Raw genomic sequence first — 23068 nt, forward strand, 5'->3', positions numbered from 1 at the left:
AAATCCCAAATTCCAATTAAGGAGTTTGGGATTTTTTTATTCTTTTGATGACGAATATTGGAATTTGGAATTTAATATTTGGAATTTCTTAGTTAAGTATTGGAATTTGGATTTTTTAAATTGGAATTTCTTTCCTTTTATCTTTTCAGGCTAAAATGTCCTTTTGCTTCTCGTCCATCTTCTAGCTTGATGGTAAACCAATAATCCGATGAAGGCATTGGTTCTTTAATATAAGTTCCGTCCCATCCCTGGTCAAAAGGAGATAATTGTTTTAGTAATTTTCCGTAACGGTCATAAATGTAAATAAGAGCATTTTTATAAATAGGATCGTTTATGCCGATGAAATTCCAATAATCGTTGTAGCCATCATTGTTTGGTGTGAAAAATTTTGGAGCATTTAGAACAGCAAAACTTTTTGTTATTCGACCACAACCATCAATACTTTCAACAATTAATTCGTGAAAACCTCCGGGAATATTTTCAAAGATTTCAGAATTTTGAAATTCGCTGTAAGTGCCATTTTGAAAATGAATCATATATTGATAGTCTTTCGGATTTTGTATGTTAATAATGATTTGATTTAAAGTATTAAAATCATTTATTTCTATGTCATTTACAATAGGAGCACGGGATAGTTTTACAGGATGATCTGAAGTTGAAGTACATCCGGATTTGTTTTCGATCGTGAGCGTGTAGTTTCCTTCTTTGTTAACTGTGATAGTTGGCGTTGTAGCATTATTTGACCATAAATAGGTATAATCATTAATTTGAGATAAAGGAATAGTGGATTCTAAAACTACAGTTGTATTTGGTCCGGATTCGCAAATTACTTTTTGTTCTGCGTTTATTAAAGCAGGAACTGGTTCAACGACAAGTTCAAATTTTCCGTTTCCGTAGCAGCCATTACTATTTTCAGCTCTTATGTATATCGTTTTAGAATTTGTAGTTATGGTATTTTTTATTTCGTTTAATGATAATGAAGCATCGCTTTCAGTATTGTAAAAGAATAATTTAACATCAGAAGGCAGATTTAATTGAGATTTGATATTTCGCTTTTTTTCTTCCAAATCAAATAGTGCTTTTCCTTCTCCCAGATCACATTTATGAAGATCTTCTGGCAAGATCGAAATACTAGGGTTCGCTTGCAGAATTACGGTTGCAATACTATAGCAGGATGAATTTTGCTGACTTACTTTTGCATAAAGCACTTCTTTTGGTACTGTGTTTTTATAAATAGGATTTAAAGAAGCAATATTATTGCTGTCTGTGTCGGCTTCATTTTTAGTGTGATAATAAAACACTTGGTAATCTTTATTTCCTAATGAGATTGCCTCATTAGCAGCAGAAAGATTAAAGGTTGCCAATCCGTCTAGTGAATTGTTATCTTGTGTGTCGCATTGGATTAGTTTGTATGGTGTTGTAATTACAGCTGGTTTGTCGAAAATAGTTATTGTTTTTTCTATTGGTTCTCTGTTTTCTCCACTTGCAGTTTTTATCAAAGTCACTTTGTAATCTCCGGCCTTTGCATAAGTATGATAAGCATCTTTACTGTTTGAAGTGCTTCCGTCACCAAAATCCCATAATACGCTATCAATTGTTTCTTTAGAATTAATGAAAAAATGGGTTGATTGTCCCAAACAGTTGAATTCGTAATCAAAAGTATATAAAAACAAAGAGGTTATAAAAGGCGGAAGCCCTAGTTTTGAAATCCCGGTTTTTAGGTCGATTTTATTTTGAATATAATTACAATTGATTCCATTAGCTTCGGGATTATTGATTACAGATATATTGTGAATGTTACTATCTGTAAGTGAATAACCTGATCTGTAAATTTTTTCATCAATGGCTAGTTGTAACGCTCCCGCAACATAATTTGAGGAGTTAATGATTTGTCTGGAGTTTATTATATCTTCTTTTTTTAGGTCAAATTGTATGAGGTTGCTGCCTTCAGAGAGTCCTATCGGATTATAAGTATTATATGTCATGTAAAATTTTTCTGATTTTGCAGAAAATTCTATCCCATAGGGATCAATATTATTGTAGAGAAGGGTTTCATTACTTAAGATACCAGTACCGGCATCAAAATTATAAAGATATACGTTTCCTGTAAAACGTTTTATCTGACCATTAGAATTCAAATCATTTGAAGTTTTTGTAGACATGTTGGCGATAGCAATCTTTTTTCCATTGGGAGATGCTTTTAAATATCCAATGGCATTACCATTGTAACCACCCAGTGGAATGTCTACTGATGTTGTCGTTTTAATGGGAGTTTGATCTATACCATTTGTACTTATTTTAAAACTATAAAAAGTATTCTTAAAATGCGTTACAACCCAGAACGAAAAGCCATCAGCATGTTGTACAGCGGTAATTTTTTCTGAGCATTTAAATTTTACATCTTCGGTATTATTTACGTCATAAGTAACAAGAGGAACATTCTTTTCAGAAGAGACGATATCTCCTGATCCATTGTTTAGTCTTAAATCGACTAAAGAATAATTTAATCCGCTATTTGGAGGGTCTTGATTATTTGTAGGGATATCGTCTACGTTTGCAGGATTAGGTTCGTCTACGGTAAAAATGTAATACAGATTTGGATCTTTTGGTTTAGGCACTATAATAGCAGATTGCGTACTGGAGCGATGCCCAAAAAGTCCAGTTCCGTTAGGCATTAACTGATGGTTTTTGTCATAAACAAGTGATCCATCGGTATAAAAAAGTAAATGTCCGTTTTTATCAGAAATGGTAGTGCAGCCTTCGTCTGTAAATAATTTTCCGTTGGTTAAGGTGATGGGACTTCCAGAATTGAAATCTAATCCTGCTCCATGACCAAAGTACCAAATTGCGGCTTCTTTTTGTGCAGAAACAGGTATTGCAAATAGCAACAAGGTTAGGAATATTAATAATTGGAGAGATCTCATATATTTCTCATTATGATCAAATATACAAAAACTTGCTGTATGCAAGACGAATACGTTTTTATCTTTTCATGCTTAAATGACTTTTGCTACTTTGGTCATCGACAGACAGAAAAGATTTAAAATCCAATTAGTTTTAAATTTCAATATAAAAATCCCAAATTCCAATTAGGAGTTTGGGATTTTTTTATATTTCAATTTGGAATTTGGAATTTGAGATTTAAGTATTGGAATTTTTAAACCCTATCTTTTCAAACTAAAATGGCCTTTTACAAGTTTGCCATTATCAAAAGTTAAAGTAAACCAATAATCATCCGAAGGTAATTGCTGACCATTAAATTGTCCATTCCAACCTGGACTATTCTGATTCATTTGCTTTAATAGTTTGCCATAACGATCAAAAATAAAAATCTTGTAGGCAGGCAACTGATCAGAATTTTCAATGATCCATTCATCATGATAACTATCGTTGTTTGGAGTAAAGAATTTTGGATAATCTAATACGTAAACCTGAAATGAGTTTGATGGTCCGCAGCCATTTTTATCCTGAGCAATAACATTGTATACTCCGGGGGCAACGCCGGTAAATAATGGCTCATCCTGATAGGTTTTTCCATCAAGCGAAAATTGATAATTTCCTGCACCTGTATATTTTATTAAAATTGAATTATCATTTCCTGAAAAATCATTTACTGTAACCTCTGTAATGGTCGCAGGTTCAGATAAAATCACTTTAAAATTTTTAGTTTTTTCACAACCATTAGTATCAGTTACTTTTACAGAATAGTCGCCGGCAGTATTTACAAGTAATTCATTAGTGGTTTCTCCGGTATTCCATAAATAGCTGCTAAATCCTGTTGCGACAGATAATGTTATAGTATCATTTGTGCATACATATGAAGATTCGTCTTCAAAATTAGGTGGATCAAAAGTATTTACAACAAGAGCAACTTTTACAACATCGTAACAATCCGGACCATTTACAACTCTGGCATAAATGGTTTGATTAAATGGAGTAGTGTTTTTGAAAATATTTGGTAACGGATTTATTTCTGCTAAAGCGTCATTTGCTGTTAAATAATAGACAGCTGTTAAGCTGCTTGGTAATCCTGCAATAACTTGCGGAGTGACTTCGGTATTGAGATCAAATTGATATAAACCATCTTGTGCGTTATCTGCGTCACAGGTTTTTATCGGACTTGGATCTGTAATCGATGTTGTTGCAATTTGCAATGTTACTTCGGCAATTTTATAACAATTATATACATTTTCTATTCGCGCGTAAACAATTTGATTAGCGGCTTTATTTATGTACATATCGGGTGTCGCAATTGGATTGGTTTTGTTTTGCGCATCAGTTAATTTTTCGTAATATCCTTTATTAGAAATACTAGCGACATTATTTTTTACGATATTGTCAACTTTGGTTAAATCAAAAATAGAAATTCCGTCGGAGTTGTCATCACATTGTAAAAGAGAAGTATTTGTAGAAAGAATTTCCGGTGCGTAATCAATATTGATTTCGCCAGATGAGACACATGTTCCGCCAATTATTGTAGCATCAACTTTATAGGTTCCGGCATCTGTAACTTCAAAAGTTGAATTATGACCAAGAACTGTTGCAGGATCAGCTTTTTTGTACCATTTAAAAGTATAATTAGCAGGGTCTAATTTACTGTCTAAAAGTATTTTTTCTCCAAAACAAGCTGGATTGTTGCCTGCAATAGTACGATCTTCGCCTAAGGTAATTGTCGAAGTAAAACTTCCGGCTTCAAGAAAAATTGCCGATTCCAGATTTCTGTTTCTATCGTCAGCAATGACCATTTTAACATGATAAGTTTTCCCCGGAGTAACATTAGTCTGAGCTGTCATTACCTTAGTTTGTCCGGCATAATTTACCGGACTGGTATTATTATTTAAACCATTAAAGTAATTTTCATTTGAGGCAGAACAACCGGTATAAGTTATACCACCCGGCCTTGTGCCCGGATCAATTTTTGGATGAATATTTACAGAAGAAACCGGTGTACTGGTTTTGGGCAAAACGGCTAAATTTTTATACGGATCTGTTGTTCCGACTTCTTTGATTAAAAAAGCAAAACCATCTGAATAGAGACACGGATAATCAAACTGATATTCGTTTGACGCAAAAATATAATTGAAGCTCAACGAAGTTGCACTAGCCACAAAATCAAATTCAAGAACTGTTGCGTTTGTAGAACGTATTCCTAAAGTCTGGTCCAGATCATTATCGCCTACCCAATTAACATTGTCACTGCTTACCAATTCACTTACAAATGGCCCAACCGCACTTGATGCTGTTGATGATGCTAAAACTATTCCTTCTGCAAAAGGGAAATTACTTCCATTAGCATTAAAGTATGCAAAACTCTTTTTTCCGGGTCTGAAAGTATCTCCTAATCCTGTTGAATTTGATGCAGAGGCGCAAGCACTATTTACCAAAACACCTTCAATAAGTTCTGTTGGTGTTTTTTGATCATTAATAGTGATGAATTGCGCATTCATCTTTACAGACAAACAGCACAAAAAAAATAGAATAAGAGAATTTCCTGTTCGATTCATAGTATAACAAATATACTATAAATCTCGACTTTTCAATAATTTGTAAGAAAAATAAACAAATATAAATGTCCAGATCGCAACAATTAAAACAGGAAGATAATGTACACTGTAGTCACTATCTGTTTGGATACCCATTTGGGTGCCAATGTTTTTTACAACAGATAATCTTGGTGCAGGATTAACGATCAAATTTGACATTGATTCTAATGGTAAAAATTGAGTTATCAATTCATCAGTATTACTGTCAGGGAAAATTTTGAAAGCCAAAACGCCTCTTATGATCCCTTCAAAAATATTCCAGACCAATAGAAAACCAAGAGCAAATGCAGATCGTTTTACCAGAATTCCTAAAAATAAACAGAAAGAAAAGAAACCGGTCAGTTTTACAAAAAAGGCTAATAAGTAATCTAAGTCAGAAAAAATAATTCCAAATTCTGTATAAGATGAAAAGCATAAGCCCAGAAGCAAACTCATTACAAAAACAAAAACAGTGGAGGCAAAAGCAAAAAGGGTAACGGTGAGGAATTTAGACAGTATAAACTCTTTTTTGCTTAAACCGTCAATTAAATTTTGTTTTAGCGTTCCATAGCTATATTCATTTGCCATCATAGAAACAATTACAATAGCCAGAAAAAACTTTAGCCACGCAGCAACATAGGTGTTAAAGTGCCAGATAAAAGGAAAATTAAAAATTCCCATTTCGGCGAGATGAAATTTAAATGGACCAATATCAAATTTTATTGATGCAATTAAAGCAATAAATGAAAGTAAGATGAAATAAGTTAAAGTCAGGATACGACTGGCTTTGTTTTTCCATATTTTTTGTAATTCTATAGAGATAAGTCTGTTCATGGTTTAGTTTTTTTGGATGGCGGCGTTTTTGGTTAGTTCTAAAAATTGTGCTTCGAGGCTATTTTTGCGTTTTACTAAATGATTTAAAACAATGTTTTTGGAGAATAAAAACTGATTTAAATCTGAGGCTGATAATTCTGATTTTAGATAAACTAAAACTTTTCCATCCTCTTCTTTAATTTGGCCAACAGCGGGATGATCGTTTAAAACTGTTTTTAAAGCAATATTGTCATTTGATGAGATTTCGAAGAAACCTTCATTTGCAGACATTGCATCAACCGAACCGGAATATAATATTTCGCCTTTTCTTAAAACCACAACATGTGAGCATACTTTTTCTACTTCATCTAATAGATGAGAAGCCAATAAAATCGTAGTTCCATGTGATGCAATTTCTTTGATAATATCACGAATTTGATGAATTCCCTGAGGATCTAAGCCATTGGTTGGCTCATCTAAAATCAAAATTTCCGGATCATTTAATAGTGCCGATGCTATTGCAAGACGCTGTTTCATTCCTAATGAAAATGTACTGAATTTGCTGTCTTTTCTTTCTGTTAAGCCAACAAGATTTAGTTTCTCATTTATCTTCGAGTAGTTTATATTTTTAATTTTGCAAACCAATTTAAGATTCTCCTCAGCTGTCATGTAAGGATAAAAATTAGGTCTTTCTATAATCGCGCCCACTTTTTTTAAGGCATCATGAGTTTGTACTTTTCCGTCAAACCATTTATAATCCCCGGATGTTTTATTAACAACATTTAAAACAATACCCAAAGTGGTTGATTTTCCACTTCCGTTTGGGCCTAAAATGCCATAAACATGCCCTTTTTGTATGCTGAAAGATACATTTTTCAAGGCCTGAATGCGACCGTATCTTTTGCTTAAATTCTCAATAGTAAGTATGGTTTCCAAATTTATTTCGGTTTTAGTTTTTAGTAAGACGATTCAACTTCTATATTGTTACGCTAAATTTAATTTTATCAGCATATTCATGTAAATTTGTAATAAAGTTATATAAAATGAGCGAACCTTTAATGGTTTTAAAAAAACCTTCATATCCTTTAATTCCATCACTTTTAAGTTATCTGGAGAGATTCGAACGTATTTCGAAAGTTTCTGTTTTTTATGATGATTTGTTGCGATTTTCGGGTTCGATCAATGTGTATGATAAAAACGAAACAGATACTTTATGGATTCGGGTTTATTACAGCGAATTTGAAAGAAATGAAATAGACTTAAATCTTAAAAAGATTTATTCGCTTTTACACTCTGATGGAAATAGTGAGATTATTCAGTTTCTAAATATTGACGCCATTGATTATTGTACTTTTGGAAATTCGAAACCTTTTAGAATAAAAGTTCGAAATATTCTCAATGACAACTACGTTCATTTCTACATAAAAAAAGCCGATGCATCCAGAATTTATGGTTTAGAGCTGGAAGATATTCTCTCGCCGGACAAAATCAATTTTCTGGTTTACAACGATACTTTGATTGAAGAACATATTATCGGAATTCCCGGTGATGTTTTTATGGATACTTTACTGGATAAATGTACCGAGACAGAGAAAGCTCAGATTGCAAAAGAGTTTGTCAAGTTTAATGAGCGCTGTATGATTCGTTTATTGGGAGATATGAGAGCATATAATTATGTAATTGTTCCAATTCATGATTTTGATCAGGTAGTTTATAAAATTCGTCCAATTGATTTTGATCAACAGTGTTACGAAGGAAATTTTAAGGTTTATCGTCCGCAGTTTTTTAAAGAAAACTACCCGATGATCAAATTAATTAAAGAGAAACTGGAAGAGCGCTCTATTATACAATATAAAGATGAGGAAAGAGCGATTCTGGCAAAACGTATACATTCTGCAGAAAGCAGAATCAATAAATTACTGAACATTATGTGTCACGATACAATTTCGACCAAAGAACATTTAGATCAGCTAAAAATGGAATTGTACCGTTATACTAATGATATGAAGTTTAAAAATGCCAGATCAATGGGGCACATTATGCATGCTGCATTCGAGTTTATTACACGTAATTTCAAAAACACAAACTTAGTTTAAAATTATTAGGTCACAGATTTCACAGATTAAAAATGATTTTTTGCAGTTCGTTAATCCTTTAAATCTGTGGTGAAACAAAAAACAATCTTATGAAAAAGTCTTTTTTAGTTGCCGTTTCTATTGTTTTATTAGCTTGTCAGCAACAATCAGGGAGTGATTTAAAAACGCTTTATGCGCTTCCTAAGAAATTAAAAGAAGTTTCAGGAATAACTTATTTCCCGGAAACTAATATGATTTATACTTTGGAGGACAGCGGTAATAAAAATGCCATTTATGCCATAGATTCTCAGGGGAAATTGTCCAAAACAATAACAATCTCAAACGCAACAAATGTCGATTGGGAGGATATTACAAAAGATAAAGCGGGAAATGTTTATATAGGCGATTTTGGAAACAACGATAATAAGCGCAGAGATTTATGCATTTACAAAGTTGCCAAAAATCAATTGAATAAAGATTTTGCTTCTGCCGAATATAAAGTTTCATTTTCGTATCCGGAACAAACTGAATTTCCGCCAAAGAAAAAAGAACTGTTTTATGATGTAGAAGGTTTTTTTGAGCATGGAGGATATTTTTATCTTTTTACTAAAAACCGCAGCAAAGGTTTTGACGGAACTGCTTTTGTATATAAAATCAAAAATGCATCCGGAACTCAGAAAGCGGTTAAAATTGGGGAGCTAAAAACCTGCAGCAATTACAATCATTGCGTTTTAACAAGTGCAACAATTAGCCCTGACGGGAAAAAAGTAGCGCTATTAAGTCACGACAAAATTGTTTTGTTTAAAGACTTTAAAGGTGATTTATTTCATAAAGGAAAACAAACCGAATTGAATCTGAATCACTTTTCACAAAAAGAAGCCGTTGTTTTTAAAGACAATAATACTTTACTTATCGCTGACGAAAAAGCAGATAAAATAGGAGGAAACGTCTACGAGTTTGCTTTAAGTCGCTAAGTTTCTATGGTACTAAGAAAAAATTAGCCACGAATTCACGAATTTTAATTAAATTATTCGTGAATTCGTGGCTAAAAAAAAACTTTGAACCTTAGGATCTCAGAAGCTTAGCTCCTTTTTTAAAAACTATATGCAGCTCCAAAAATAAGTCTTCCCACTTCATCAGGAGATTTAAAATAAGAGATTCTTGCTGTAATAACATTGATAGCATTTATCCAAAGACCTCCGCCATAATCCTGGTGCCATTTTCTGGAGTTTTCGCCATCAAGCCAGATTCTTCCATAATCAAAACCACCCAAAATTCCGTAAGTCATTGGGGCAACTGTGCGTTGGATTTTTCCAATGGTTAAACGCAAATCAGAACTTTGTGAGAAATAAGAATTTCCTAAGAAACGCTCGTTTCTATAACCACGTAAGTCAGTATCACCACCTAAAGTTGCTCCCTGATAAAACTCATAGTTATTATTTAAAATTGCTTTTCCTTTTACGTAAGTAGCTAAAATAAGTTTTCCTGTATGATCAATTTTATGTGTAAAGCCTAAATAACTCTCAAGTGTAGGGAAGTTTTGTTTTGTTTGATCCAGATTTGCTGTCCAGGTTCCGGCAATCATAAAAAACATTCCTAGGGTTGGTTTTGCAGCAAAATCTGAATTTTTAAAAGTATATTTTACTTTCAAACCTCCATAAGTCTGACTGTCAAAAACAGCCGGATTTACAATCCCTGGAATATCGATAAATCTGTTTGCGGTTTCATCGACAGTCATTCGTTGTAAGATAGGTTGTAAACTAAATTCGCTACCATAACGACCCACATGTCTAATTGCGCCTGCAACATTAAATTTTCTGATGCGAACACGGTTGTAATCCATTCCAAGTTCTTCATCATTATTTTGAGTTTCGTTTCCATACCCAAAATAGTTCATGGCAAAATTTGGAGTAGTTAATTGCGACTCTACATCAATCACCCATTTACCCAGTAATCCGGGAAAATGTGCCACATAATTAAATTCAAAACCGCCTGTTGCAAAATAATAGAAACCGTTTAAAATATGTTTTTGAGTATATGGATTTTGTTTGAAATTGTTCACCGTATAATTTAAATTGAAACCTAGTTTTACACCATCATCAGGATTATAGCCAATATTTGGAAGTCCCGAAATCACATTGTATTTTGGTTTTTCATAATTATAAAGGTTAACGTCGTAATCGTCTGTTAGTTGGGTTTGGGTTTTAGAATCGAGATTGTATGTATTTGTTTTTGATTTGAAATCGTAGACAATAACTCTTTTTCCATTTTCAATGTTGTAAGTATCATTGTTTTGACCACCAATTAAACGAATTTTAATTTTTGATTTCTCGTTTCCTTTTACTTCAAAAACGTCATTGTCATCTAAACCATAAATCCATAAATTTTTGGTTTTGGCGTCAGTTACATTTTTAGTATAAATTAATTCGTCGCCCTCTTTTTTCATTCTGAAAACCTGAATTTCGATGCCTTTTTTAATATTGTGATTTAAAACAAATTTGTCTTTTTTATCTGTTCCTGCAATCATCACAGTATGACTTAAAACATCAAAATATTCTGCAGCATATTTTTGAAGTTCTTTTTTTCTGCTTTTTAGTTTTTGTTTAATTTCTTCAATTGTTTCATCCTGAACTTCTTTGGGTAAATTCTTAAATGCATTATCAATATCAGAATCGGTTAAGTTTTCCTGAATAAATTTTGCTTGTTCGATCCAGTCTTTTTCTTCGGCTGTTTTTAAAAAAGCCAAATCCATTGGGTAAGGTTCTCTGTTAAGCCATTTTACATTGTCGATTTTATCTTTAAAACTTCGCATATGGCGTAACGCAGGAATGTTCATTAAAAGAGAAAGTAATGCACCATCATATTTTACAAAGGCCTGATCGCGGTCTCTCGGAATAGGCTTATAAATTACTTTATCTTCTTTTTTATATTCTCCCCAGCGCCACTGATCACTATGTCTGTCCCAGTCACCAAGAAGCATATCAAATAATCTGGCTTTTATATATTCTTTTTCGTCAACAGCATATTTTTCATCCTTATGAAGATTCTTTATCATATCATCAGTTCCTATGATATTGCTTGGATTTCCAAAGTTTTTTCCATCAAGATGATTGTCTGCGGGTCTTTCTTCGACCATATATAACTGATCGCCAAAACGGGAATTAAATTCACCTAAACCATTTTGTTTCGGAATATAATATAGAATTGGATTGGTGTGTGAAAGCCCAATAGGATCTGAAAGATTTGCTATAGCAAACGGAGTATATGGGTGAGAAGTGGTATAAAAATCCAGTAAGAAATTTTCTGTATAAGTATCTTCAAAATCATTTACAATATATTGATCTTTAAAAGCGACAGATTGCAGAAATGCAGTTGCACTTTTCTTCATGGCACGCATTACAAATTCGCGACCTTTTGGATCTGACATTCGCAAGGAAACAGATTGATGACCTCCGCCTTCGCGAATAGGTTTTAAACCGCCCATTAAAGTATCTACAGTTGCCGTTTTGGCTTCGATTGGCATGCTGTAATATTTTCTGTAATGCTGACCGAATAGAAATTTATGCAGAAAACTTTTATCGGTCATTTTTGTTGAATAAATCGAAGTGGTTAGTTTTGGAGGAAAGTTATTTGGAATATCGGCCGCCCAATTGATTTCTTTAGCTTTTATAATTTCACGCTCAAAAAGCAATTTCTCTTTGTTGTTTTCATTTCCAAAATAAGAAACTTTGGCATCTCCGCTTTTAAAAAGCGTTAAAGTTGCATAACCATTTCCTCCATAAGAAAAATCATTTGGCGCAATGGCTCGTGCAGCCTCAGATTTTGATCCGGCACCACTAATAATTTGCTGGATGTTTTCTTTGCTTATATACTGTAGATTATGATCATGCCCGGATACAACAATTACATTTTTCTGTTTCTGTAAAAGTGTTTTAATTCTTTTAGCATAAATGGTATATTGCTTGTTTTGAATGTCTTGTGGACTAACTCCTGATGTTTTTCTCAATAGGTTGATAAAAGACCCAATTATCGGAAGTGGAATTTTGTTCTCTAAAGGAAATAATTGTTTTTCCATTGAAAATTGGCCACCATGTGTTCCATTACTTAATAATGGGTGGTGAATAGCAAGAATAACCGTTTTTTCCTGATTTTTATTAAGAATGCTTTCCAGTTCATCAAAAAAATCTTCTCTGGTTTTAATGTCGCAATTGTCATTTATAGTAGGGTGGTTATTCCAGTCTTCAAGAAACCATTCGCTATCAATAGCAACTAACGTTGCAGTACTGTCAATTTTTACAGATTCGATAGGACATGTTTTTCGTGGTAAAAATGCTTTTTTATCATCCAGATATTTGGTAACAAATTCAGCCTGACGTTCCATACCTTTAATACCGCTATACCAGTCATGATTTCCCGGAATAAAAATAGTTTTCCCCTTAAATCCTTTCGTCAATTTTAGTTGATTAGTAAGTTTTGTTTCTGCTAAAGCTTTGTCTTCTGGATTTTTATCGCCAGGAAAACCTTTTGGATAAATATTATCTCCTAAAAATAGAAGTGTAGATTTTTTACCTGACTTTTTTAACTTTTGTTGTAAAAGTTCCAATGTTTGTTGTGCCTGCTCTTCATCTGCATTTCCGGCATCTCCAACTAAATAAAAAGTGTGTGCAATTTTTATTGTATCAGTTGCGTTTTCTGTTTCAATTGCACTAACATTTTTTCCATATTGAGGTTTATGGGTGGCACAGGAATAAATGAAAAATAGTGTCGTAATTGCTAATGAGTAGTTTTTAATCGTAGCAATAAAATGATTATCCAAAAACAATTTCATAATTTAGTGGTATAAAAATATTCTTTATGAATCTAGTAGAACAATCCGAAGATTTCGTCAGTAATTTACTCAAAGATAAACTTTCTAATTTATATTCTTACCATAATTTTAACCATACTTTAACGGTAGTTACTGCGGTAAAAGAGCTTTGCAAAAAGGAGGACGTAGAGGGTGATGATAAAGAAGCACTTTTGGTTGCGGCATGGTTTCATGATACCGGTTATATCAAAGGTTATGAAAATCACGAAAAAGAAAGTGCAAAAATTGCGGCAGATTTTTTAAGAGAAAAAGGAAAATCGGAGGAATTTATTTCTACAGTTTCGGGCCTTATTTTGGCTACGATCAAAGAATATAGTCCTAAAAATCATTTAGAAAAAATAATTAAAGATGCTGATTTCGCTCATATTATGGGCGCAGAATATGTTACTACCTGCGAGCTGCTTCGCATGGAATTGAAAAATACCGGAATTGTTTCGTTTTCTAATGAAGAATGGGCAAAAGAGAATCTAAATTTTTTAATGAATAAGCACCGCTTTTATACCGATTATGCGCTTAGAAAATGGCAGCCTTTAAAAGAGAAAAACCTTCTTCTTGTTCAAAAAAAAATTGAGAAGCAGGAAAAGAAAGCAGCTGAAGCTCTTGAAGATGAAATTAAAAAGAAAGAGAAACTCGAGAAAGTTGAAAAACCGGACCGGGGTATTGATACTTTGTTTCGTGTTACATTAGGTAATCATACGCGATTAAGCGGAATTGCGGATAGTAAAGCAAATATTTTATTATCAGTAAACGCCATTATTATTTCGATTGCACTTTCGTCTATTATACCAAAATTAGACAGTCCAAAAAATGCTCATTTGGTAATTCCGACTTTTATAATGTTGATTTCAAGTGTAATTACGATTATTTTTGCTATTCTTTCTACAAGGCCAAAAGTTACTTCAGGTTTTTTTACACGTGATGATGTAGAAGCTAAGAGAGTTAATTTGATGTTTTTTGGTAATTTTTACAAAATGCCATTGGAGGAATATGACTGGGCGATGAATGAAATGATGAAAGACCGCGATTATTTGTATTCTACAATGATCAAAGATTTGTATTATTTAGGTTTGGTTTTACAACGAAAATATAATTTACTGCGAATCGCTTACAATCTTTTTATGATTGGAATAATCATAACTGTAATTGCATTTGTGATTGCTTTTAAAGAAGTTAGTATATAAAGATAAAGCTCAACTAACTTAGTTGAGCTCATCTAATAAATCCTGATAAGTGATTTTTTTTGCTGTTGGATTAACAGAATTGTTAATCACTTTTACACGAATTGCTTTTAACCCTGAAACACCCTGAAGATCTTCAACTTCAAACTGCTCGATCGCCGGTTCCAGTATTTTTTTGTGCTGTAAGTATTTGATATATTTTAAATACTCCGTTTCTTCATTATTTTGAGAATAGACAATAGTAATTTTTTCTTTCTCGGTAATTCGTTCGTTTGTACCTTTAATATTCGCTTTATCAATACGTTTTTTAACCACTTCGTATCTTGCATTATAAGTTCCGTCAACATCAAAACGTTTTTCATCCATTCTAAATCGAATGGAAAGCGGAACACTAAAGACCAAAATTAAAGATGTTACATCCAGTTCATACGGAAGAGATTCTTTAAGCTGATGATGTTCTAGTTCCATTTCACATAGAGTCTGTAATTGCCATAATCTAAGATTGTGCAAATACATAATATCAAACGGTTTTGTTGGCGAAATAGAGGCTCCAATATATAAATTATGCTCTACACCGTCTGTTTTAAAACGCTCATAATAATGCGGATAAATCTGTTGGGCTTCAACTTGTTTTTTATCTAATACCGATGCAAGTTTTTTGTTGATAATAGACATTGCATTATCAAACTTTTTTCTTTCCTTATAAAACAAACCAGTTTTTTCGTCCAGACTTTCAAAATATTCACGCTCCAGTTTTTCGCTTTTTTCAGTTTCTTTCGTGTTTTTCAAAAGCGGATGAATTTCTTCTTCAATATAACGCTGAATTTGCTGTTCAGTATCTGCTTTTAGTGGAGAATCTAACTCCTCGCGAAACGATTCTAATTCAAACTTTCTTTGTTCCAATAAGACCAAATTAGTATTTGGATCTTGAGATTCAAAGATTTCTAAAATAGAAGTTAGTTGATTTTTAAGATCTCGTTTCACTGTTTCGTTTCGGTGTTCAGACGAACCTTTAATGTCAATTTGTCCATATAACGGATATACATTCTTAAAGGAAATTTCCTTAAAAATATAATCTTTTGTATGATTTGAGTTTTGAAAGTAATTTTGAGATTCTCGTCTGAATTTCCAGTAAACGCTTGGGTGAATCGTGGTGTATTCACGTTGTATGATAGCTTCAATCTGATGTTGCATATCAGTATTATAGCGATCAATTGTATCCGTTAAATACGGAAGAACCAATTCGAGTTTAGTTGCATTTACCGTATTTAAATCTCTGGCGTGCGGAGAAACTAATTCTACAACACCCAGTAAATGTCCGTCTTTTATAACAGGAGCAAAAACACAACTTTGAACACCTTGTTTTAATAAATGCTCACCAAGTTTCTTGTTTGGTCCCTCTTCAATGAATTTTTTTACATTAGAAATTACTAAAGGCTCCTTATTGTCTAACAATTTTTCGAATGTGCATCCAAAAAAAGCATTCTTGCAATCTATTTCCTGATCTTTAGAAAGTAGAAAACTTTGCAGTTGTGTATCAAATTTTATAGGTCTTATGAATTTTTCTTCCTCAGGATTGTAGACAATAAAACCAACTTTTAAATCTGGAATTTTAAAAATTGATTTAAAAATATTAGATACGATTTCATTAGTTGGACCAGCTTTAGAATCGGGTTTTAGTAAATTACTTTTTAAGTTCGAAATGGCACTTTCTGTAGTAGCATCAAACAAAGAAACAATTCCGAAGCCTTTGAGAGTCCAGCTTCCTTTAGGGAATTTAGATTTCCAAAGTTCAATATCACCGTAATTATCCATCAACAAATCAATGTCTTCCTGGGTTAATTCTACTGAGTTTTCTGTTGGAGTAATTTCCATAAAATCAGCATTGTACAAAATGCGATAATGTTTTTCGACACCGTTCTCATCCGGAATATCGTAAAAAAAAGGTTTATTAAAATCTATTTTCTGCTTGTAATATGCTCCTAAAATTAAGCAACAATTATTTATATAGAATTGATGATCGTCGAAATCACGAATTTCCATATCAAATTCAGATCCTGCATTGCTTAGAATTTTTTTGAATCGTTCCGTATAATTAAAAGATAAATTCTGAAAAGGAATCGTAATTGCTTTTATTTCATTATGCGTTAAAGCAGTAGGGAACAAATCGGCCAGTAGATTTTTGATCAGTACTTCATTATCTTTAATAGTAGCGTAATCCTTAATACCAGTTCTTAGTTCAGGAAAAGCTTCTATTTGTTTAAGTATTGCTTTGGCGTAGTTTGCTCGGTAATCAACATCTGATAAAGCAATTTCTTCAAAAGATTCAATTAATTTATGAAATGATATGATAGTTTTGAAAGGACTTTCGTTGTATAAATGAATATCCATCTGTGTATAGTTTAGAGATGCAAAATTAAGCAAATATTAAGAATGTTGGCCAATTTATTATTTGTTTCGCTTATAATAGTATAGATATAATCCCTTATAAATATGACGTTTTGATATCTGATTTTTATTTTAACAAAACATTAACGTTAGTAATAACGGAACGATTGTTCCGTTATTATATCTTTGTACCATAATAATTGAATAATCAATAACTTAAAATAAATAAAAATGAAAAATTTAGAAAATAAAGTAGCAATAGTTACCGGAGGAAACAGTGGAATTGGATACGCAGCAGCAGCTGATTTAGTATCAAAAGGTGCGAAAGTAATTGTAACCGGAAGAAATAAAGAAGCTTTAATAAAAGCAGAAACAGAATTGAATGTTACCGGAATCGTTGCAGATCAATCTGATTTAAAATCAATTGATAGTTTGGTAGAACAAGTAAAAGCAAAATTCGGGAAAATAGATATTTTATTTTTGAATGCAGGTATTGCTTCTTTCGCTCCTGTTGATTCTGCTTCAGAAGAACATTATGACAGCATTATGAATGTAAATGTAAAAGGGGTTTATTTTACTGTTCAGAAAGTATTACCAATCTTAAATGACGGAGGTTCTATAATTTTTAATACTTCGATAAATGCTCATGTCGGAATGCCTAATTCTAGTGTTTATGCAGCAAGTAAAGCAGCAGTGCTGTCATTAAATAAAGTATTTGCCACAGAATTAGCTCCAAGAAAAATCAGAGTAAATGCAGTTTCTCCTGGTCCTGTTGAAACACCGCTTTATGGTAAATTAGGTTTAGAGAAAAAAGAGGTAGATGGTTTTGGAGCTGTGCTAAGCGAAAAGATTTTGTTGAAACGATTTGGAAAGTCTTCTGAAATTGCAAAAACAGTTAGCTTCCTGGCTTCAGATGATGCATCATTCATTACCGGAACAGAGATTGTTATCGACGGAGGTCTTACTGTAAATTCAGTAGTTTAATTTTTTTGACTTATTCAGGAACGATTGTTCCGTATTTTTGTATCTTTGCTGAAAGCAATTTAATTTTGTAATCATGGCTAGAACGAAAGAATTTAATGAAGATCAGGCTTTAGACAAAGCAATTGAAATTTTTTGGCACAAAGGGTATAACGGAACTTCGGCGCAGGATTTGGTAACATATTTAGGTTTAAGTCGTTCCAGTTTATATGATACTTTTGGTGACAAACAAAAACTTTTTGTAAAAGCTCTAAAACGATATCAGGAACAAGGTCAGAATTATATCATTGAACTTTTAGAAAATTCTGAAAATGTAAAAGTTACTTTTACAGAAATTTTTAAACGAGCAGTAATTGAAAGTTTAGAAGACAGAATAACTAAAGGTTGTTTTATGGTAAACTCTGCCGTTGAGCTTGCTATGCATGATTCTGAAATTGCCAGAATAGTCCATGAGAATCAAAAGGTAATGGAAGAGGCTTTCTATAAAGCGTTAAAAAAAGGGCAGGAGTCTGGTCAGATTTCAACAAAACAAGATGCGAGATTGCTGGCACGATTTATCTTTAATAACTATTCCGGAATTAGAGTTTTGGCTCGTGGCGGTGAGAAAGATAAAAAAGTGTATGATGATATACTCAAAGCTATACTTTCCTTACTTTAAAGTATTAAGGGCAATAAAAAACGGCAACTACTTTTGTAGCTGCCGTTTTTTGTTTTAAGTAAGTAATAGAAAATGAAGACTTCCTAGCTTTTTTCTTCTTTGTTGAAGTAAACTAAGTAGTAATACATTTGTTTTTCTTCATCCCAGCCTTTTTCAACAAATTTTTCTGCACTTTCAGGATTAATAAAATCCATTTTGATCTGAATGTGTGTATCCAGATTAATTACATTTTTAATCGATTTTCTGGCGTCAGAAACTGCTGCGTTAGCAATAGGGAATGAGGTTACATCTTCGATGCTGTATTTTTCTCCTTTATCAACTTTATAGTTTTTGAATTCAGGAATTAAGTCCGGATTGTCTAATACTTCATTAAGGAAATTTTGTTCTTCAAACTGATCATTTTTGGCGAAATAATTCACTGATCGGTTCATAAACATTACTTCCTCTTTCTTGTCTTCTGCTGGTAAAACAACATCTTTTGCGAAGTTTTGACAGAATTTAAGGTATTTTTTGGTGATGAAGTTTTCATCTTCAAAAGCATCAACAGATAAAAAGTGCTCTAACCAGTAACGAGCGTCATAACGATTGCTGTCAACAGTTAAAATTTTGTACCCTTCTTCTTTTTTATAATTAAAGATCAAACATCCTTTATCTAATTTGCTCAGGTTAATTCCTTGTTGCAGAATCATTTCCAGATTACTGTCTTTTTCTTCAAATTGCAAAAAGTCGGCCTGCAGCTCACTTTTAAAAATTCCGATAGCATCAACAACATTATTGTCAATACTTAGATTAGTCAAATAGGTTACATAAACCTCTCCGTTTTTAATATGCGGATGATTTGACTGCTCGTATAAATGTTTTGTGATTTTTTTAGAAATCTCCTGTGCATTAGAAGGATTGTCAAATAACTCAGTTGTATATTTAAACATGTCATTATAGTCTAAATCTACTTCGTGCGCAAATTGATAATAGTTTTCTTCTTTCTCTCTAAAAGGTTTAAAGAAGTATTCTTTAATCAATGGAACAATTTCATCATTTAAATTAAATGGTTGTTCTGACAAAAAAATAGCTTCGTTACGGCTTTTGTTTCCTACGCGGTGTATCGAAAGGGTTTCGATGTGGGTATTGAATAAATTTATCATTTATTTTTAGGTTTAGAGGTACAGAGGTTCAAAGGATCAAAGGTTATTTTCGGTCTTTTATTCTTCGAATAAAAGAGCTTAACATTCGTTCTAATTCTCTGCTTTCTCCATTTATTTTACTGAATTGGTACTCGGTTATATATTTTAGATTGAATGAAATTTCAAGCTGAGTCTGCATTTCAAATAATGACGAAATTGAAATATTTAAAAACCTCAAATAGTCACTATTTCCATCTCTGCCATATCCCTCCGCAATGTTACTTGGTATTGATATTGAACATCTTCTAATTTGTGAAGATAGTCCATAAATTTCTTCTTTTGGGAATGAATTTGTTAATTGGTAAATTTCAGTTACCAGATTCATAGATTTTTGCCAGATTAAAAGGTCGCGAAAAGTTTTCATTTTATATTTTAAGAATTAAAATATAAAAATAAAGAAAAATATTACATTTAAAATCGTAAGATTTTAAGAAAAACTCTAAACCTTTGTACCTATGCCTCTTTGAGCCTCAAAAACTAATTCCAGTTTTCCTCAAAACCATAATCCTCAAAACTGTCGTCGCCTTCAAACATATCAAGATCATCTTCGTCTAAATCGTCTTCAAATTCTCCATAGATATCATCGTGCATATCTGCTTCAAAGCTTTTCTCAGTTGCTTCGTCAGGCATTTCTCCGTGCGAGAATAAAGTTTCAGGATAGATTGCTCCAGCAGATTCTTCATCGATAGCAGCCAATTCAACTAAGAAAGTCCACATGCTGATGAAATCATAAACGTAGATAATCTTTGTGTTTTCTTTATCTAAAATACTAGATAATGGATAATCGTTCATGGTTCTGATTTCGCCAGGAACATCGCCGGTATCAAAAAGTGGAATTTCATCTTCCTGATTCCAGGTTTCGTCGCAAGTGTAAAACGAAGCTACTTCTGATCCGTCAAAACCAAAAGCATTGAAGATCGCATTGTGTAAATCCTCAAGAGTATCTTCTTCAAGAATTGCAATGTCTCTGAAAATATCTTCTTCAGCGTCTAGAATAACTCTAAATTTATAAACCATAATCTTTGTTTTTATTGAGAGGTCAAAGGTAAAATATAAAAAACGAAATACGAATTAGGAATTACGATTTGTTGAAAAGATTTTTCTCTTATTAAGGAGGAAGTGAAAATCAATTGTCAGGCTGAGTGAAGTCGAAGCCCCGATTCCAGTAGGAAAGCCCTTCGACTTCGCTCAGGGTGACAAACGGGACTTAGAAAAAATCTTACTTCCCTGTCAATCTCTTTCTAATTTTATGATAATGTTTGTGATAAGTACTGTGACTCGGATAACTTCTGCTTGAAGTAATGTTGTTAAAAAATAAAGCGGTTATAAATAAAATTAAAACGCCAATTAGAACTGGTGAAATCACATACATATAACCTAAAGCTTTTATTTGTGCTGAACCTGTAACCGCAATTAATGCTGTTGCACCTCCTGGCGGATGCAATGTTTTGGTAATCTGCATGAAAATAATTGAAAGAGAAACAGCAAGAGGAGCCGAAATCCAGACAATATCTGGTACCAGTTTATTTACTGTAACACCTATAAATGCTGAAATAAGATGACCTCCAATTAAATTTCTGGGCTGTGAAAATGGACTTTGAATAATTCCATAAATCAAAACACTCGAAGCACCAAAAGAGCCAATTAAATAAACAACATCGCTCCCTGTAAATTGTGAAGATTCAAGATATGCCAGAATTCCAATTCCGACAAACGAACCTAAGAATGACCAAAAATGTTCTTTATAGTCTATTAAAGTTTCTTTGTAAAGAATATAACGTGTTTTACGATAACTTCTTTTTATTTTTTCTGTGGGCATAGTATTGTGGTATTATTTTACTCGATGTGTTTTTAAATATACTTTGCAGTATATTATTAGTCTTTATTGCTTTGTAAATCTGTAGCTTATTAGTTTGGGATTATTTAATTAAGCTTGGAGAATAACTGTATACGGTATATGGATAAATTGCTTTTGCAGTATATTTTGAAATCAAACAAACTACAAGAATTGGAAAAAATAAAGTATAATCGTTTGTTAATCCGCAGACTAAAAATATTGCTGTAAAAGGCGCGTGGATACTGGCGCTAAGAACAGCAGCCATTCCGATGATCATAAAGTTTACAGGAATTACATTTACATGAAAAAAACTGTTTAAAATAGAAGCTAATAATAATCCTAAAAAAGCCCCAATAAATAAACTAGGAGCAAAAACACCACCATCGCCTCCTGAAGCCAGCGTAATTGAAGTTACAATTGGTTTTAAAATTAATATTCCGATAAAAGTTAAGGCTAAAGTTATGGTTAATTGAACTTGATCCGCATTTCCGAAAATTCCTTTTATGGCATGATAACCTTCACCATACAATTGTGGGAAAATGAATAAAGATATACTAAGAACTGCTGAACCAATTAGAATTTTATAATAATGAGTGTCTATTTTACCAAATTGTGATTTAAAGAATAAAACGCAACGAGTTAAATAAACGGAATTAATACCGGCTAAAATTCCCAATAGAATAAAATATGGAATAGCTTTTAAATGCCATGTTACAATTGAAACGGCAAACAAAGGTTCTTCTTTTAAAATTGTCAATAAACCAAAAGCAATAGAAACTGCAATTACATTTGAAAGGATAAAAGCACGTGTTACTTTTCTTGAAATAACTTCAAGAGCAAACAAGATCCCCGCAATCGGACTACTGAAAAGTGCTGTAACTCCGGCAGCAACACCAGCACAGATTAATTCTGTTTTGTATTGGCGAAAGACATTTTCTTTTTCATGAGCAACAGAACCAATTGTTGCAGTTGCAACTACGGTAGAAACTTCGATTCCGGTTGATCCTCCAAAAATAACAGTTAATAAGCCGTTTATAAAGTGGGACGGAATTTTATAGGAAGGAAGATTTTTAGATTTAGAAGCTGTACTTTCAAAAACTTCTTTGATTCCTTTGTTTTCTTTTTTCTTAAAAAGGTATTGTCTCAGAAAATAAATTACTGACAATCCAAAAACAGGAAAAATGATGTAGAATATTGGATGAACTGATACTTGATGAAAGAAAATTTCTTCATAATATTCGGTTATTTTTTTTAGAGAAATTCCGAGAAAGGCTGAAAGAAAGCCAATTAAGATAGAAACAATAACTAATTTTCGAAATTTGATAAATTGATGATTTTTTTTGATTTGCGCCGTTTTGTTCATCAGAAGTAATTTGATTCGCATTTTTTATGCGGATTACAAAATTAAGAATCAAATTCGGTTTTTTATAGAAAATTATCAATATAATGTGTTAAAACTGATATAAACAGGAAAATTCATGCAGTGTGTTTTTCTTTGTATATCGCTTATTTAGGGGCAAAGGTACAAAGTGGCAAAGGTTCAAAGCTCCTTATTTCAAGCCGTTCTA

General features: G+C 32.6%; 16 protein-coding genes. 5 read left to right on the forward strand and 11 right to left on the reverse strand.

Annotation, left to right across the window (positions count from 1 at the left end):
- Positions 1–137 precede the first annotated feature (137 nt).
- The 4 genes from OLM51_RS08245 to OLM51_RS08260 all read right to left on the reverse strand — a co-directional run bounded on the left by OLM51_RS08245 (position 138) and on the right by OLM51_RS08260 (position 7271).
- Positions 138–2891, reverse strand: a complete 2754-nt coding sequence (locus OLM51_RS08245) for a T9SS type B sorting domain-containing protein (protein WP_264553837.1) — start codon at positions 2889–2891, stop codon at positions 138–140.
- A 273-nt stretch (positions 2892–3164) separates the two neighbouring features.
- Positions 3165–5447 carry a choice-of-anchor L domain-containing protein gene (locus tag OLM51_RS08250; RefSeq protein WP_264553838.1) on the reverse strand — a complete coding sequence of 761 codons (2283 nt, stop codon included), beginning with the start codon at positions 5445–5447 and terminating at the stop codon, positions 3165–3167.
- Between the two features lie 72 nt (positions 5448–5519).
- Positions 5520–6356 (reverse strand): ABC transporter permease, encoded by an 837-nt coding sequence (locus OLM51_RS08255; RefSeq protein ID WP_264553839.1) that lies wholly within the window; start codon positions 6354–6356, stop codon positions 5520–5522.
- A 3-nt stretch (positions 6357–6359) separates the two neighbouring features.
- Positions 6360–7271 (reverse strand): ABC transporter ATP-binding protein, encoded by a 912-nt coding sequence (locus tag OLM51_RS08260; RefSeq protein ID WP_264553840.1) that lies wholly within the window; start codon positions 7269–7271, stop codon positions 6360–6362.
- Positions 7272–7378: 107 nt separating this feature from the next.
- On the opposite strand from OLM51_RS08260, the gene OLM51_RS08265 reads away from it, so the two are divergent.
- Positions 7379–8431: a hypothetical protein gene (locus OLM51_RS08265; protein ID WP_264553841.1), complete on the forward strand. Its 1053-nt coding sequence runs from the start codon at positions 7379–7381 to the stop codon at positions 8429–8431.
- Between the two features lie 89 nt (positions 8432–8520).
- On the forward strand, positions 8521–9384 hold the full coding sequence (locus OLM51_RS08270; protein WP_264553842.1) for a hypothetical protein: 864 nt from the start codon (positions 8521–8523) through the stop codon (positions 9382–9384).
- Positions 9385–9503: 119 nt separating this feature from the next.
- Here the strand turns inward: OLM51_RS08270 and OLM51_RS08275 are convergent, their stop codons facing one another.
- Entirely contained in the window at positions 9504–13238 is a 3735-nt protein-coding gene (locus OLM51_RS08275) for a metallophosphoesterase (protein WP_264553843.1), read from the reverse strand.
- Between the two features lie 26 nt (positions 13239–13264).
- On the opposite strand from OLM51_RS08275, the gene OLM51_RS08280 reads away from it, so the two are divergent.
- Positions 13265–14458, forward strand: coding sequence for a Pycsar system effector family protein (locus tag OLM51_RS08280; protein WP_264553844.1), 1194 nt, complete (start codon positions 13265–13267; stop codon positions 14456–14458).
- An 18-nt stretch (positions 14459–14476) separates the two neighbouring features.
- Here OLM51_RS08280 and OLM51_RS08285 read toward each other — a convergent pair whose 3' ends face one another.
- Positions 14477–16846, reverse strand: coding sequence for a GAF domain-containing protein (locus tag OLM51_RS08285; RefSeq protein ID WP_264553845.1), 2370 nt, complete (start codon positions 16844–16846; stop codon positions 14477–14479).
- 228 nt (positions 16847–17074) lie between these two features.
- Between OLM51_RS08285 and OLM51_RS08290 the strand changes: the two genes are divergently transcribed.
- Together OLM51_RS08290 and OLM51_RS08295 are read left to right on the forward strand one after the other, a co-directional pair.
- Complete coding sequence (locus OLM51_RS08290) at positions 17075–17827, forward strand: glucose 1-dehydrogenase (protein WP_264553846.1); 753 nt, start codon at positions 17075–17077, stop codon at positions 17825–17827.
- Between the two features lie 73 nt (positions 17828–17900).
- Positions 17901–18482, forward strand: a complete 582-nt coding sequence (locus tag OLM51_RS08295) for a TetR/AcrR family transcriptional regulator (RefSeq protein ID WP_264553847.1) — start codon at positions 17901–17903, stop codon at positions 18480–18482.
- An 83-nt stretch (positions 18483–18565) separates the two neighbouring features.
- On the opposite strand, the gene OLM51_RS08300 is transcribed toward OLM51_RS08295, so the two are convergent.
- The 5 genes from OLM51_RS08300 to OLM51_RS08320 all read right to left on the reverse strand — a co-directional run bounded on the left by OLM51_RS08300 (position 18566) and on the right by OLM51_RS08320 (position 22884).
- Positions 18566–19624 (reverse strand): nucleoid-associated protein, encoded by a 1059-nt coding sequence (locus tag OLM51_RS08300; protein ID WP_264553848.1) that lies wholly within the window; start codon positions 19622–19624, stop codon positions 18566–18568.
- Positions 19625–19667: 43 nt separating this feature from the next.
- Positions 19668–20027, reverse strand: coding sequence for a four helix bundle protein (locus tag OLM51_RS08305; protein WP_111426596.1), 360 nt, complete (start codon positions 20025–20027; stop codon positions 19668–19670).
- 113 nt (positions 20028–20140) lie between these two features.
- Positions 20141–20680 carry a plasmid pRiA4b ORF-3 family protein gene (locus tag OLM51_RS08310; RefSeq protein WP_264553849.1) on the reverse strand — a complete coding sequence of 180 codons (540 nt, stop codon included), beginning with the start codon at positions 20678–20680 and terminating at the stop codon, positions 20141–20143.
- Positions 20681–20882: 202 nt separating this feature from the next.
- Positions 20883–21482, reverse strand: coding sequence for an HPP family protein (locus OLM51_RS08315; RefSeq protein ID WP_264553850.1), 600 nt, complete (start codon positions 21480–21482; stop codon positions 20883–20885).
- 100 nt (positions 21483–21582) lie between these two features.
- Entirely contained in the window at positions 21583–22884 is a 1302-nt protein-coding gene (locus OLM51_RS08320; RefSeq protein ID WP_264553851.1) for a chloride channel protein, read from the reverse strand.
- Between the last annotated feature and the right edge of the window lie 184 nt (positions 22885–23068).

It is taken from the genome of Flavobacterium sp. N2038 (assembly GCF_025947185.1).
GTDB lineage: Bacteria > Bacteroidota > Bacteroidia > Flavobacteriales > Flavobacteriaceae > Flavobacterium.

What these genes read in the sequence shown, in the direction of transcription:
- OLM51_RS08275 (WP_264553843.1), bottom strand. Translation starts at nt 13,238, where the DNA reads ATGAAATTGTTTTTGGATAATCATTTTATTGCTACGATTAAAAACTAC.
- OLM51_RS08310 (WP_264553849.1), bottom strand. Translation starts at nt 20,680, where the DNA reads ATGGTTTATAAATTTAGAGTTATTCTAGACGCTGAAGAAGATATTTTC.
- OLM51_RS08255 (WP_264553839.1), bottom strand. Translation starts at nt 6,356, where the DNA reads ATGAACAGACTTATCTCTATAGAATTACAAAAAATATGGAAAAACAAA.
- OLM51_RS08265 (WP_264553841.1), top strand. Translation starts at nt 7,379, where the DNA reads ATGAGCGAACCTTTAATGGTTTTAAAAAAACCTTCATATCCTTTAATT.
- OLM51_RS08320 (WP_264553851.1), bottom strand. Translation starts at nt 22,884, where the DNA reads ATGCGAATCAAATTACTTCTGATGAACAAAACGGCGCAAATCAAAAAA.
- OLM51_RS08315 (WP_264553850.1), bottom strand. Translation starts at nt 21,482, where the DNA reads ATGCCCACAGAAAAAATAAAAAGAAGTTATCGTAAAACACGTTATATT.
- OLM51_RS08250 (WP_264553838.1), bottom strand. Translation starts at nt 5,447, where the DNA reads ATGAATGCGCAATTCATCACTATTAATGATCAAAAAACACCAACAGAA.
- OLM51_RS08280 (WP_264553844.1), top strand. Translation starts at nt 13,265, where the DNA reads ATGAATCTAGTAGAACAATCCGAAGATTTCGTCAGTAATTTACTCAAA.
- OLM51_RS08290 (WP_264553846.1), top strand. Translation starts at nt 17,075, where the DNA reads ATGAAAAATTTAGAAAATAAAGTAGCAATAGTTACCGGAGGAAACAGT.
- OLM51_RS08300 (WP_264553848.1), bottom strand. Translation starts at nt 19,624, where the DNA reads ATGATAAATTTATTCAATACCCACATCGAAACCCTTTCGATACACCGC.
- OLM51_RS08295 (WP_264553847.1), top strand. Translation starts at nt 17,901, where the DNA reads ATGGCTAGAACGAAAGAATTTAATGAAGATCAGGCTTTAGACAAAGCA.
- OLM51_RS08305 (WP_111426596.1), bottom strand. Translation starts at nt 20,027, where the DNA reads ATGAAAACTTTTCGCGACCTTTTAATCTGGCAAAAATCTATGAATCTG.
- OLM51_RS08270 (WP_264553842.1), top strand. Translation starts at nt 8,521, where the DNA reads ATGAAAAAGTCTTTTTTAGTTGCCGTTTCTATTGTTTTATTAGCTTGT.
- OLM51_RS08285 (WP_264553845.1), bottom strand. Translation starts at nt 16,846, where the DNA reads ATGGATATTCATTTATACAACGAAAGTCCTTTCAAAACTATCATATCA.